The organism is Vibrio sp. A8-1, from assembly GCF_013048685.1.
Lineage (GTDB): Bacteria > Pseudomonadota > Gammaproteobacteria > Enterobacterales > Vibrionaceae > Vibrio > Vibrio metschnikovii.
In genome coordinates this window covers 1-14,016 of the sequence record NZ_VHTC01000003.1, presented here as the reverse complement: position 1 = coordinate 14,016, position 14,016 = coordinate 1, and the positions used below count along the sequence as shown (strand labels likewise).

Annotated in this window: 12 protein-coding genes; 5 read left to right on the top strand and 7 right to left on the bottom strand. The window is 45.2% G+C overall.

Annotated elements, in window-relative coordinates; genetic code table 11:
• The first annotated feature begins 1 nt into the window (after position 1).
• The 3 genes from ectB (at position 2) to FKN93_RS02160 (ending at position 3,189) form a co-directional block, all read left to right on the top strand.
• Complete coding sequence (gene ectB / locus FKN93_RS02170) at positions 2-1,267, top strand: diaminobutyrate--2-oxoglutarate transaminase (protein ID WP_040905326.1); 1,266 nt, start codon at positions 2-4, stop codon at positions 1,265-1,267.
• Between the two features lie 9 nt (positions 1,268-1,276).
• Positions 1,277-1,663, top strand: a complete 387-nt coding sequence (locus tag FKN93_RS02165) for an ectoine synthase (protein WP_040905329.1) — start codon at positions 1,277-1,279, stop codon at positions 1,661-1,663.
• Positions 1,664-1,758: 95 nt separating this feature from the next.
• Positions 1,759-3,189, top strand: a complete 1,431-nt coding sequence (locus FKN93_RS02160; protein ID WP_170904362.1) for an aspartate kinase — start codon at positions 1,759-1,761, stop codon at positions 3,187-3,189.
• 178 nt (positions 3,190-3,367) lie between these two features.
• Here FKN93_RS02160 and FKN93_RS02155 read toward each other — a convergent pair whose 3' ends face one another.
• From FKN93_RS02155 to FKN93_RS02130, 6 genes are all read right to left on the bottom strand, one after another.
• Positions 3,368-3,580: a hypothetical protein gene (locus tag FKN93_RS02155; RefSeq protein ID WP_158137042.1), complete on the bottom strand. Its 213-nt coding sequence runs from the start codon at positions 3,578-3,580 to the stop codon at positions 3,368-3,370.
• 220 nt (positions 3,581-3,800) lie between these two features.
• On the bottom strand, positions 3,801-4,754 hold the full coding sequence (locus tag FKN93_RS02150) for an ABC transporter permease (RefSeq protein ID WP_170904361.1): 954 nt from the start codon (positions 4,752-4,754) through the stop codon (positions 3,801-3,803).
• Positions 4,751-5,719, bottom strand: a complete 969-nt coding sequence (locus tag FKN93_RS02145; RefSeq protein ID WP_072670638.1) for an ABC transporter permease — start codon at positions 5,717-5,719, stop codon at positions 4,751-4,753. Before FKN93_RS02145 ends, FKN93_RS02150 begins: the two co-directional genes overlap by 4 nt.
• Positions 5,716-6,741, bottom strand: a complete 1,026-nt coding sequence (locus FKN93_RS02140; protein ID WP_170904360.1) for a dipeptide ABC transporter ATP-binding protein — start codon at positions 6,739-6,741, stop codon at positions 5,716-5,718. The genes FKN93_RS02145 and FKN93_RS02140 overlap by 4 nt, the downstream gene beginning before the upstream one ends.
• Positions 6,731-7,696 (bottom strand): ABC transporter ATP-binding protein, encoded by a 966-nt coding sequence (locus FKN93_RS02135; RefSeq protein ID WP_161425983.1) that lies wholly within the window; start codon positions 7,694-7,696, stop codon positions 6,731-6,733. Before FKN93_RS02135 ends, FKN93_RS02140 begins: the two co-directional genes overlap by 11 nt.
• Positions 7,697-7,700: 4 nt before the next feature.
• Complete coding sequence (locus FKN93_RS02130) at positions 7,701-9,353, bottom strand: peptide ABC transporter substrate-binding protein (protein WP_158137413.1); 1,653 nt, start codon at positions 9,351-9,353, stop codon at positions 7,701-7,703.
• Between the two features lie 628 nt (positions 9,354-9,981).
• On the opposite strand from FKN93_RS02130, the gene FKN93_RS02125 reads away from it, so the two are divergent.
• Positions 9,982-10,752 carry a helix-turn-helix transcriptional regulator gene (locus FKN93_RS02125; protein ID WP_170904359.1) on the top strand — a complete coding sequence of 257 codons (771 nt, stop codon included), beginning with the start codon at positions 9,982-9,984 and terminating at the stop codon, positions 10,750-10,752.
• Between the two features lie 192 nt (positions 10,753-10,944).
• On the top strand, positions 10,945-11,616 hold the full coding sequence (locus tag FKN93_RS02120) for a MaoC family dehydratase (RefSeq protein ID WP_154170954.1): 672 nt from the start codon (positions 10,945-10,947) through the stop codon (positions 11,614-11,616).
• A 70-nt stretch (positions 11,617-11,686) separates the two neighbouring features.
• On the opposite strand, the gene rnb is transcribed toward FKN93_RS02120, so the two are convergent.
• Entirely contained in the window at positions 11,687-13,690 is a 2,004-nt protein-coding gene (gene rnb, locus FKN93_RS02115; protein ID WP_170904358.1) for an exoribonuclease II, read from the bottom strand.
• Positions 13,691-14,016: the final 326 nt, after the last annotated feature.

The following is a 14,016-nucleotide window of genomic DNA, read 5'->3' as shown; positions in this document are numbered from 1 at the left end:
TATGGATATCTTCAAAAAGAAAGAATCAAACGTTCAATCTTATGCCAATAATTTTCCTGTTGTGTTCTCTACAGCAAAAGGAAGCTGGTTGTATACCCAAGATGGTGATGCCTACTTAGATTTCTTAGCGGGCGCAGGCTCGTTAAATTACGGCCATAATAACGCCATTTTTAAACAGGCATTGCTTGAGTACATTGATAAAGACGGTATTACCCACGGTTTGGATATGCACTCAGAAGCGAAAGCTGATTTTTTACATGCGCTACAAACCTACATTTTTGAGCCGCGCCAGCTTGATTATAAAGTGCAGTTTACTGGACCAACGGGGACGAATGCGGTTGAAGCGGCGATGAAACTGGCGCGTAAAGTGACAGGGCGAACCAATATTGTGGCTTTCACAAATGGCTTTCATGGCTGTACTTATGGCGCTTTAGCCGCCACAGGGAATCAACATCATCGTGGTGGTGCTGGTATGGGGCTATCAGGGGTGACTCGTATCCCTTACGACGGTTATGCCGATATCGATGGCCTAGCGCTGTTTGAGACCATGCTTGGCGATCCTTCCTCTGGTTTGGATAAACCCGCAGCTGTGCTATTGGAAACCGTACAAGGTGAAGGGGGGTTGAATGCGGCCTCTTACCCTTGGTTGCAAAAGCTGAGTAAAATTTGTCGAACGCACGGTGTACTGATGATTGTCGATGACATTCAAGCCGGTTGTGGACGTACGGGAACCTTCTTTAGTTTTGAACCTGCCGGTATTAAGCCAGATATAGTGACGCTATCAAAATCGATCGGTGGTTATGGTTTACCGCTCGCAATCGTCTTGTTTAAACCAGAGTTAGATGTTTGGAAGCCTGGAGAGCATAACGGCACCTTCCGTGGTAATAATCACGCCTTTGTGACGGCGGCGAAAGCATTACAAACCTATTGGGCTAATGATGATTTTCAACAGCACATTAAAGCCCGAGCTGAACAAGTCGCCCATACGATTCAGCAGACCATCCGCCGTTTTCCAAGCCTATTTACGCGTTTAAAAGGGCGTGGATTGATGCAAGGTATTGAATGTCAAGATGGCGATATCGCCAATAAGATTGCTCGCGAATGTTTCCGCTTAGGCATGGTGATTGAAACCGCAGGGCCACAAGACGAAGTGGTGAAGTTTTTCTGCCCCTTGACGATCAGTGAAAATGAACTGGAGCAAGGCTTAACGATTTTCCAGCAAGCGGTGGAAAACGTCGCTCCGCAGTTTATTCAAAAAGCATCCTAAGGAAAAATTATGATTGTTAGAACATTACAAGAATGTCAACAAAGTGAACGTCGCGTCGTCGCTGAAACGTGGGAAAGTGTTCGCATGTTGCTCAAAGACGATAATATGGGTTTCTCGTTTCACATCACGACGATTTATCAAAATACCGAGACCCATATACACTATAAAAATCATCTGGAATCGGTCTATTGCATGTCGGGTGAAGGGGAGATAGAAGTCGTCGGCGGTGAAACCTACGTCATCAAACCAGGCACACTGTATATTTTGGATAAGCATGATGAGCATTATCTACGAGCCAATAAAGAGGCCGATATGGTGATGGCGTGCGTGTTTAATCCTCCGATTACGGGAGCGGAAGTCCACGATAAAGATGGCGTTTACCCCCTCGTTGAGTAAATCCGCTGACCATAAGCAGCGTCAATGGATGTTGAACGAATCAAAGTCTATTACGCTGCTTATCACCTAACCGATATTCAATACAAGGAGACCTTATGTCTTACACCGTAGAAAAAATCGGTGGTACTTCCATGTCGGCGTTTGATGCTGTACTGGACAATATTTTTTTAAAGCCGACTAACCCGTATGGACGAATATTTGTGGTATCGGCTTATTCAGGCATGACCGATGCACTCTTAGAGTGCAAACGCACCGGAAAACCGGGTATTTATCAAATGATTGCTAAGCGTGATGAACACTGGCAAGACGCGATACACGAGCTTGAACAACGGATGTTGATGATCAACGAAAATCTGTTTGCCGATCCCATGAGTCGAATTCGCGCCGATAAGTTTATTCGCTCTCGTCTCTCTGAAGCGGTCAATTGCGTCAACAACATTTTAGAAACCTGCCAATATGGTCAGTTTTCACTGCGTCATTATTTACCACAAATTAGAGAGTTCCTCTCTTCTATTGGCGAAGCGCACAGTGCTTATAACACCACGCTTAAATTGAAAACGTTGGGCATTAATGCTCGGTTTGTCGATTTATCGGGGTGGAGTGAACAAACGCGTGGCCAGTTGGATGAGGTGATTGAACGTGCCTTTGCTGATATTGATGTGACGCGAGAGTTACCCATTGTTACCGGTTACGCTTATTGCGACCAAGGCTTAATGAAGAGTTATGATCGCGGCTACAGCGAAATGACCTTTAGCCGGATAGCCGTATTAACCGACGCCTCACAAGCGATTATTCATAAAGAATATCACCTTAGCTCCGCAGACCCTAGAGTCGTTGGGCCGGAGAAAGTTCGCCCGCTGGGACTGACGAATTTTGATGTGGCCGATCAGTTGGCTAATTTGGGTATGGAAGCGATTCATCCTAACGCCGCGGCTGGATTACGTAAAAAAGGCATTGAACTTCGAGTCAAAAATACCTTTGAACCGGATCATCCTGGTACGCTGATTTCAAATCATCATCAACCGGAAGCCAATAAAGTCGAGATCATTGCTGGGCGCAACAAAGTGTTCGCCTTACATATGTTTGATCAAAGCATGGTGGGTAATGTTGATAATGCAAGCTATGAACTGATGGAAATCATTGCTGAAGCGAAAGTCCATTTAGTTGGTAAAGAAATGAACGCAAATTCAATGACTTACTTCTTGAGTGGCACGAGCGATAACTTGAATCATGTCTTGTATAAAGCAGAGAAGCGTTATCCGAATGCGTCGATTTCAGGGAAAATGGTCGCGTTAATCTCGGCGATTGGAGCCTCGATTAATACCAACCTCGCACTTGGCAAAGGCATGCAGTCTTTAATGGAAGCAGGGGTCAACCCGATGGCGGCTCACTCATCCATGCGCAATGTTAATGTGCAATTTGTGGTGGAAGACGGTGATTATAACAGTGCAATTTGTGCGTTACATCAAGCCTTAATTAACCAAAATACCAGCGTGAAAACGGACGATAAAGTCAAAGCGGCTTAGTCCTTTTACCCGCGAATCATAGCAATCCAACCGCTACAGAGCTGATGACTTTGTAGCGGTTTCGTATTTTATTGCGGTGTTGTTCAATCAATCTCTTCGCTCCTTAACCCGTTGGGTTGGATCAACAAGGCTTGATTGTTAATCGTTCATAGAGGTAGCGGTTCGTCGATCTGGGCGATTAATGAATTGTCGGTTTCCAAAGATTGGCAAGTTTCATGACGTCTAGCCATAACCAAAGACCAGGTATCAAAGCGACTACCCGTTTTGGCGGCGGTAAAAAAAGGGTATCTTGGCTACGTTGAGGAAAAGCCATCACGGCTGGCCAATTTGGACTTGCTGCTCCTGAGGCAGTTTCCGAGACTTGTAAATGGATATTGGGCAAGGTATTCATCGTTACCCCCGTTAATACGTTTAAGAGTCAATGTAGGTTGCTTACCCATATAGATAAGGCAAAAAATACGGACTTCAAGCGGGATAAAGAAAAATAGTGTGCTTGTTTTTTCTCACCCTCACTGGTTTTGCATTAAGCCGTCTTAAGAATAAAAGTGATTGAAAAAAAGCCGCCCTCGAATACAGGGGCGGCGCAGATGATCTTGATAAAGGATGAGCGTTTAAGCTTTAGGATCTAACGCATCTTGTAGCGCATCGCCCAGAAAGTTAAACGCCATAACGGTGAATAAGATAGCCACTCCCGGATAAATCGCCAGCCCTGGGGATTGCCAAATCATTTCTTGGGCATTTTGCAGCATATTACCCCATGAAGGCAGGGGCGGCTGAATACCTAAGCCAAGGAAAGATAAAGCACTCTCAAGCAAGATGACGCCACCTAAGGCCATGGTGGTCGAAATGATCACCGGTGATAGCACATTCGGCAATACGTGTTTACGGATGATGCGAGCGGAAGAAGCGCCATAACCGACAGCGGCTTTGACATATTCACGCTCACGGACCGATAAGGTGCCAGAACGCACCAAGCGTGCAGTAGTCGGCCAACCGAAGAGAGCGACAATCACAATGATCCGTAACAGACTAATGGTATCGCCTTGCACCCATTCATCCGGTAGACCTAACTTACGTAAGTCTACGGCGGCCAGAACAATCATCAATGGTAAGGTAGGCAGTGAGAGGGTGAAATCGGCAATGCGCATTAAAATCGCATCGACTTTTCCGCCAAAATATCCGGCACAAACACCAATCAAGCTACCGATAATCGCTGTGGCAAATGCCGCTACCGCGCCAACCATTAATGAGATTTGCCCACCATATAAGAGACGTAAAAAAACATCACGGCCCAGTTCATCGGTTCCTAACCAATGGGTACTGCTCGCTGGTTCTAAGCGAGCAAAGAAATTGACGTCAAACGGGTCATGACCCATCCAACGCGCAATTAAAGAGGCAGAGAAACACAGGATCACCAGCAGTACAACAAAAATGGCACTGACTACACCGGCTTTATGGCGCTTAAATCGGCTCCAGACTAAACGCCAAGGTGAAACACTTGGCTGAGCTTTTGGCTGCTCAGGAAGCACAACATTCGAACTCATCGTCGTTGTTCCTTGACTCATGATGTCGCTCCTCGGCTTAGAGAAATACGCGGATCCAATTTTGCGTACAGTAAATCGGCCACTAAGTTACCCAACAATGCGGTAAAGGTAATCACCATTAAACCGAGCAACGCCAGATTGTAATCATTCCCCATAATGGCATCAAAAATCAGTTTGCCCATCCCCGGCCAAGCAAAAATCGTTTCGGTAATTAACGCTCCAGAGAGCATAAAGCCAATATCAAGGGCAACGATAGTGACGAGTGGGATCATCGCATTACGTAGGGCATGATGAATCACCACCCGTTTATTATCCGCCCCTTTAGCTTTAGCGGTACGAATATAATCTTGGCGCATCACTTCCAGCATGGTGCCACGCACGTAACGTGAGTGGCTCGCAACGTTTAACACGGTTAACGTGATCGTCGGTAGTACCATATGTTTAGCGGTTAACCAAAACCCGCCCCCTTCAGCTTGTCCCGTTCCGCCAGCCGGAAACCAGCCCAAGGTGACAGAAAAGAGTAAAATGAGCATTAAGGCTAGCCAAAATGCAGGGGTAGAAAAGCCGACAAACGCAGCAAAGCTAATTAAATAATCGGCCCAGCTACGGTGTTTTAACGCGGCAATAATACCGACGGGGATAGCAATCGCCAAAGAGAAGAAAGTCGCGAAGCCGACTAATTTTAAGGTATTGATCACCGCTGGGATCAAGACATCGATCGCTGGTTGCGAATAGAGCCTTGAATAACCGAAATCTCCTTGCAAAGCAGAAGTTAGCCAGTGCCAGTAACGAGTAATGAGCGGTTGATCCAATCCGTATAACGCTTTCATCCTTGCCACATCGGCAGGTGTCATGGTCGGATCGGATTCAAACATCAAATCAATCGGGTCGCCCGGCATCAGGCCAATAAGACTGTAAGAAACAAAGGAGACAAACAGCAAAACCAATAGGCTTTGAATAAAACGATGAGCTAAATAGGTTTTCATGAAACCTCCATAACAGCAATATGAGCATCATTTTTTACCGCATCAGAATGGGTCACTAATTGCGGATAGTGACAAGCGACTTGATGTTTGGCGTGGGCGAGCGTTTGCATCGCGGGTTTTTTCTGACGGCATAGCTCATCAGCAAAAGCGCAACGCGGATGAAAGGTGCACCCAGATGGCGGATTAATTGGACTCGGTACATCCCCCTGTAGCGCTAAGCCTTTACGTCTGCGTCCCAGAGCGACCTCGGGTACGGCAGCAAGTAGGGCTTGGCTGTAAGGATGAGCAGGGGCAGAAAAGAAAGCTTCGCGCGGCGCTTGTTCGACAATACGCCCTAAATACATCACCACAACGGTATCCGCCAGATGATCGACGACCGCCATATCGTGACTAATAAAAAAGAACGACAGTTGGCGAGCTTCTTTTAACTCAACAAATAAGTTGAGGACTTGGCTTTGTACCGAGACATCCAGCGCGGATAAAGGCTCATCAGCAATGATCAGCTCCGGATCCAAGACTAATGCGCGTGCGATACAGATCCGTTGACGTTGTCCGCCCGAAAATTCATGAGGATAACGGTTGAGTGCATCTTCACTTAAGCCAACCGAGTATAATGCCTCTAATACTTTAGCGCGTTGCTGCTCACGATTACCCATACCATAGACTTCTAATGGCTCAGAGACCAGTTGTGAGACGGTCATACGAGGGTTAAGCGCCGAATAAGGGTCTTGAAAGACCAGCCCAAGTTGCTTACGCAGCGCTTTCATGGCTTTTTTGCTTAAGTTAGCGGTCGGTTGCCCTGTGATGTATACCTCGCCTTTACTTGGTTTTTCCAGCAATGAGACCATTCGGCCTAAGGTGGATTTACCACAGCCAGACTCGCCGACAATCGCTAAGGTTTCGCCTCTGCTAATCTGCAGTGAAATATCATCCACCGCGTGAAGATATTGCTGATGGCGTCCAAAAAAATCACTGTCGCCAATTGGATACGCTTGGCTGACATTATCGAGTTTAACTAGCATGGGCAAACTCCACTTGATGGCACGCAACGCTGTGCGAGTTTGAAAGGGGGAGTGTGGCTGGCATCTGCTGGTGGCAGAGCGGTTTCGCTTGCTGACAACGATCGACAAATGGGCAGCCGAGACTGCGTTGCCCAAGTGGAGGCACACTCCCAGCAATTGCGGGTAAACGAGCTTGGCGGTGGCCAATTCGCGGTAGGGTAGCGAGTAACCCTTGGGTGTAAGGATGCTGTGGATCGCTAAACAATTGATCAGAGGTTCCTTCTTCTACCACCCGACCGGCGTACATCACGACGACGCGATCGGCAAGTTGTGAGACGACACCTAAATTGTGACTAATAAATTGAATGGCGGTGCCGGTGGTTTCTCTCAGCTCTTCAAGCAGGTCTAAAACCTGCGCTTGTACGGTAACATCGAGGGCGGTAGTTGGCTCATCGGCAATGATCAGTTTAGGCCGACACGCCAGCGCCATGGCTATCATCACCCGCTGGCGCATGCCACCAGACAGCTCATGTGGATAAGCTTTGGCGCGACGCAGTGGATCGGGGATATGCACTTGTTCCAGCATTTCAATCGCTTTTTGTCGCGCTTGTGCTTTGTTGTCTCCTTGATGAAGAAGAAACATTTCTGCAATTTGATCGCCAACCGTGACCACCGGATTTAAGGCGGTCATTGGCTCTTGAAAGATCATCGCGATGCCTTCACCGCGTAGTTTTTGCCACTGCTCGGCGGTATTGGTCAGGATATTTTGTCCGGCAAACGTGACCGAACCAGAGGCTTGCATAATCGATGGTTGCAGCCCCATTAGGGTTAAAGACGCTAGGCTTTTGCCACAGCCAGATTCACCGACAATTCCGACAATCTCACCAGCATGGATACGATAACTAATATCATGTACGGCCGGGTGACCATGGAAGGTCACCCGTAATTGGTTTACATCTAATAATACTTCGCTCATTGGTTTATGCCCCATCTTTACGCCATTCTTCTACCCACAAGGTAGAGGGGTATTTATGACCCGTTGGGCGCACGCCTTTTAGCCACTTTGGCATCACATAACTATCAGAGCGGAAGTAAAGAGGTAACGCGGGTAAGTCTTCAGCGTAAAGTGACTGCATTTTGTGGAACAGTTGATGTCGAGCCTCATCATCGAGCTCCACTTCAATTTTTTCGAGTAACGCATCCATATCAGGGTTGCTATAACCGATGTAGTTTTGTCCAGCCCAACTATTTTGTGCCGATGGGATCTGCGCTGAATGAAGCGTAGTTAATGGCGGGCTTTCTGGTGCTGACGCCCAAGCAAACATCGCGAGTGCTTGATGTTTACGTTGATTAAGCGTTTCACCAAAAAAGACGCGAGCGGGTTGGTTATTAATTTGTACGCGTACGCCAATTTGTCGCCATTGTGATTGCAAAACTTGCTGGACCAATTCACGAGAGCGGTTACCGGCGGTGGTCATTAATTCTAACTGGAGTGGACGACCTTCTTTATCAACCATGACATTGTTACGCAGTGTGTAGCCCGCTTTTTCAAGCAATTGACGAGCTTTAACCGGATCGTATTGGTATTGATGTACTCCATCAAAAAAAGTGACATCGAGTGGATGAACGTTACTGTGAGCAACGGGTTGACGTCCTTCAAATAGACGATTGACCAGCTCTTCTCGGTTCATGCCGTACATCAGCGCTTGACGTACTTCACGAATGGCGAGATGCGGATTATCCATTTGAGTATCAAGATGTTCGTAGAGTAGTCCTGGCGCGTATTCGACCGTAAAGCGATTCGCGTGACGCTTCTCAAATTGTAAGGCTTGTTCAATCGAAAAGCCCAGCTCACCCGGAACGTAGTCGACAGAACCTGATAACAAATGCGCCTCAAGCGCTGCCGTGTTTTCGACGACTTTAAAGATCAGGCGATTAAAATCCGGCGCTTGACCTTTCCAATGCGAGTTACGCTCTAAGGTGATAAAGCTACCTTGTGAAATTTGCGTGATGCGAAAAGGGCCATTGTATAAACCAGGATGCGTGGGCTGGGTAACGTACAGCGTTCGACGATCATACGTTGTAGGATCTTCGCGATAGATCGCTTCTTCTAGGTGAGCAGGAAGCACAGACGGAACATAATCACGGTACTTAAAGTGCGCTTTATTAAGATAGACCTCGAAGGTCTTGTCATCCAAAGCCACCACTTTCTCCATGATTCGGTTGCTTTCTAAACCGGGAATGCCTTTGACATTAGGATCGGTCAGAACGGCATGAGACAGGAGCACATCTTTGGTGGTGATGGGGGTACCATCTCCCCAATATAAATCATCTTTGAGCTCAACAGTGAGTTTGATACCGAGTGTGCCATCTTCTCTGGTGTATTTTTCCGCACGTCCATTATCCAAAGAAGGGGTTTCTGTACATAACATACAGAAACTTTGCCAATCATGGTTATAAGCGACCATATCACGAAAGGCGGTCCCCATAATCAGCGAATTGGCTGTCATTGAATCAATCACAGGATGTAAGTTACTTGGGAATTGAGTAATGCCCAACGAAAGATCATTGGCAATGCTTGTCGCACTAAGCAAACTGCTGCTTAAAGCGACCGCTAAGAGTGTTTTTTTCATCATCACGGCTCCATGTGTAATTATCAATGGGTAATGTTGCATATTTGTTTCTTTCATTCAATAAAAGGCATTAATGCCAAGAGAATGATTGAATCTGTGTCTAGTTTTTATGTCGCATGAGACTGTACAGCCTTCATCAATAGAATATTGAATTAAATTCGAATTACTTATTGATGGTGCATACAGCGTCCACTTATAAAAAGTGCAATGCAATTTATAATAGAAAAGATACAACGGATGTTATTGCTGAAGATAGCATCACTATCAGTGATAAAGAGTAGATTTGCATGTATTAACTTCCATGTTGCAATGTGTGTTGTGTGGCAGTTCATCATGTGTATTTCACCAGTTGTTACTCATCAATGTGAGCTAAACCATTCCTTAGTGATACCGATTCATGTGACTGTTATATTTGTTTAACATGCTTGTAACTCAACTGACTTAATTCAAGCAATCTATTTTTGGGAGTGATTTGAGGGGTGTTATTTATTGATACCGTAAAGTTTCATCTATTGAGCTATTGAACCGCAGAATATAAATAAGCTATTGTGCTTAACTGCCGACAGGTCGGATCAGCCGATAAGAATAAGCAGGTGCCAATGTCGCACCACATAAGCAAGGATGTTGTATGAGTTTCTGCGCCAATTTATTACTGCAAGCATTACGCCAAAAATTAAAAGAGAAAAATGTCACTTATAGCGAGTTGTCGGAGAGAATTAATGTTCCGGTATCAACACTGAAACGCCATTTTCATAGTCAATCAATCAGTCTCGATAAACTGCTTGAATACGCTTCAATACTGGATACTAACCTTGAAGAGTTGGTTCGCTTAGCGGGTGAAATTCATACTGATACTTTGGATTTAAGTGGCGAAAAGCGAGATGAGCTTTTCTTTGAATATCCGTTTCTTTATGACTTCTTTAACGAAATTCGAGTAAAGGGCAAACCCGTTGAACATGTCAAACAGGAAAACCAGCTTTCCGATCAAAGTGTCTATGTTTATTTGCGGGCATTAGAGATAATGGGGCTGATTGAGATTAAGCCGCACAACTCGGGGATCAATTATCTGACGCCTCCTTACTACTCATTTCATGAAGGTTCAAAACTGGATCAACTGTTTACGAGCAAGTTAAAGCAGGATGTTTTCACTAACTGCCATATTCCTCAGCTTGGCTTATGTCGAGTAACGTTGACGAATGAGCAAACGAAACAGTTAGCGGATCTGTTGTATGAGAAGATACAACAGTTTCATTTTCAAAATAACAAACTGAAAAACAGAGAAGCACTGCGGAAAAACCTTTTATTTGCGGTCACTGAAGGAAACGGTTTTTGGTTATCGGAAGGGATAAAAGAGATAGAGCCTACATTTTTGAAAACATTATCTACGCGAATAGGTTAATGGGGATCAAGATGAAGTATTTACTCTAGGCTAAGGTTGCTAATAAAATAATGTTTTATTGATAAGTGTTTGTTTATTAATAATAAACAGGCTATAGCATACAGGTGTGCGCTCGAAAGTGTTTGCGGATTAGTGTGAAGTGTCTCAAAATTAACGAATTAGCAGTGTTTCTTTGTTAGGAATGAGGTTCTGATGAAAGTGAGCGATCTTTTAAAGCATCGTGCTGAAAATTTAGTCAAGACTACGGAATTTAAGCAATGGATGTCGCCAGTGGTACGTGAGTACTGGGATGGTTTTTTAGATAGAGCGAACAGTCGTCAGCTTTTTTCGTGGGTGAAAGAGTTTCATCAGCCAGCGAATGAAGATACTCAGTTGCCCGCTGAAATCGTTTTAAAACCAGAAGCACAGGCGCTTTATCATGAATTGACGGATAAGTTAGGTGAAGTTATCCACACTGGGCAGTGGTTAGCCGTCGATCAACAGCGCATTAATCAATTTGCTGACGTTACCGAGGATCAGCAGTGGATTCATACCGATCCAGAGCGAGCCGCTGTAGAGTCTCCATTTAAAACCACTATTGCCCATGGTTTTTTAACCTTATCTCTGTTACCAAAACTGACCGATAGCGTTGATGCCAATCAACCGCTTTTTCCGACCGCGAAAATGGTCGTCAATATTGGTTTGAATTCAGTGCGATTCCCTTATCCAGTCAAAGCAGGGAATCGTCTTCGCGCTGTCAGTACTTTACTCAAAGTGACGCCAGTGAAAAAAGGTTTAGAGATTGAACGCGAAATCAAAGTAGAAATAGAAGGCGTACGTCGCCCAGCATGCGTGGTGGTTTCGGTCATTCAACTGCACTTTTAATTCTACCTGTATGACAGTGATAAAAAGGGGAAGCCGATGCTTCCCCTTAGTTTTTATACCGATTTGGTTTTTAGACTGATTCGGCGTCGCTGTTATCGGTCAGCGTTGCTAGCTCAGCAAAGGTTTGGGTTGGTTTCGCAACAATACTCCGATTGTCTTGATTAACCTCGGTTAAGACGACTTCTAATGTATCAGCGAGTCGATAGGTAGGCTGATCATCAATCGCTAAGACGCCTTGCTCACTATGGCAGACGATTCGCTCTTTATTGTCGACAATGAGTGTGGCCGGAATGAAAGCACTTGCGCCATTTTCGAGTAAGCGAACTCGCATACCCGCTCGGTTAATATCAAAAATTTCAGCAGTAAAGCGGGTCTGTTTGCTCGGCTCTTCGGCAAGAGTGCGTGTATAGAGCCAGTCGGCAACATTTCTCTCGGCTATTTTATGATGCTTACGGTGAATGGCTAGCTCTTCACCCAATTGCTCATCAGGCCATTGTTCGGGATCTTTACCGAGAATATGGGCTTTTAACAGACGATGGTTCACCATATCACCATACTTACGGATCGGTGATGTCCATGTCGCATAGATATCCAGCCCCATTGCGAAATGAGGCAAAGGCTGATTGCCAATTTCACTGTAGCTTTGCCATTTACGTAGGCGATTATCCAGATAAGCGGTCGGTTGGCTGGCCAACCAGCGTCGTAAGGCAGAAAATCCTTCTAGACTGGTCAGTGAAGCTTCATCAAACTCAGCGCCGTGTTCTTTGATAAGCGCAATAACATCGGTAATTTTATCGTTTTTAAACCCGGCATGAGTGTTAAATACGCCCGTTGAAAAAGACGATTGTAGTATTTTACCTGCACAAATATTGGCGGTGATCATCGCTTCTTCAACGAGGCGATTCGCGCTACGACGCTTATCGGCGTGAATAGCAATAACATCATTATCTTCGCTGAGTTCAAAGCGATAATCAGGCCTTTCTGGGAATACCACCGCATGAGTTTCACGCCATTGGGCACGAGCTTGAGAAAAGGCATACAGATCCCGGACAACTTGCGCAATTTCAGAACTTGGTTGCCATTGAGATTCACCGGTTTCTAACCAGTCTGATACTTCATCATAGATAAGACGTGCTTGTGATCGGATATAAGCTGCAAAAAAACGAATACTCTCACTATTAATCACGCCGTCTTTATCGACCGTTAAGGTACAGCACAGAGCCGGGCGAGTTTCATTTTCGATCAGTGAGCAAAGATTATCCGCTAATTCCCGCGGTAACATAGGAATATTGCGCCCAGGAAGATAGATAGTAAATCCACGCTCGCGTGCGACGTTATCCATACTGTCATTAGCGGTTATATACGCAGTGGGATCGGCTATCGCTATCGTGACATCAAATCCGCCATCTTGGCGCTGAATCGCGTATAACGCATCGTCCATGTCTTTGGTTGATTTGCCATCGATAGTTACAAACGGTACATGGGTTAAATCGATACGCTGCAAAGCAGAATCATCGTTCAGTGACCAATGCTCCAAACCGGGAGGTTCACAGTTGGGTAAATCATTTTCTGCTAAGGTAACCCACCATGGGGCAATTTTATCCTCAGCATCGGTAATTTTTTGAGTGATTTCAACCAAAAAACCAGTATCGCCTTTGAGTGGATGACCGATTAACTTCGCGACGACCCAATCACCTTCCTGCATTTCTTGTGGATTAATGCCTTTTTGGGTTTTGGCTCGCAGGGGGAGTTTCTTCAGTTGCGGATGATCAGGGACAACGTTTATTTTACCTTTATGAATTTTTATACGGCCAATAAAACGCGTTAATGATGGCTCTAACAATTCTTGTGGTTCAGCAACTTCACGCTCATTTTCGGTGCGAATGATTGCCATGACTTTATCACCGTGTAGGCATTTTTTCATATAGGGTGGTGGGATAAAGACACTGTTTTTGCTATCTATTTCAAGAAAGCCAAAGCCTTTTTCGGTCGATTTAATCTGACCTTCTTTTTTGGGTAGGTTTTCTTGAATTTGTTGTTTGAGTTGAGCAAGAAGTGGATTGTCTTGAAACATGTTTAATTGTAACCCTTTAATTCTTAAAGTGCGATTGGGTTCCCTGTCACTGCCTAAAAGCGATTCTGTGAATGTTAAATAGGTGGTTTATTCGTGGGGAAGTTTTGTCAATCTGCCATGGTCTACATGGTACTTGGCAATAAGATAAAAGTATAGCGTGCTCTTTTGCTTGAGTTGGGTAGCTTACAGTCTAGAAAAGGTAAGTGTTCACCAAGCCCCTATTGACAGAAAAAGTGTGACACTCAGCACTTGATCCACTTTTTACTATTGAGTGATCATTCCAGTGCTTCATCCTGTTTGTTATGAGCAGAAAGAAAGCCCCTAAA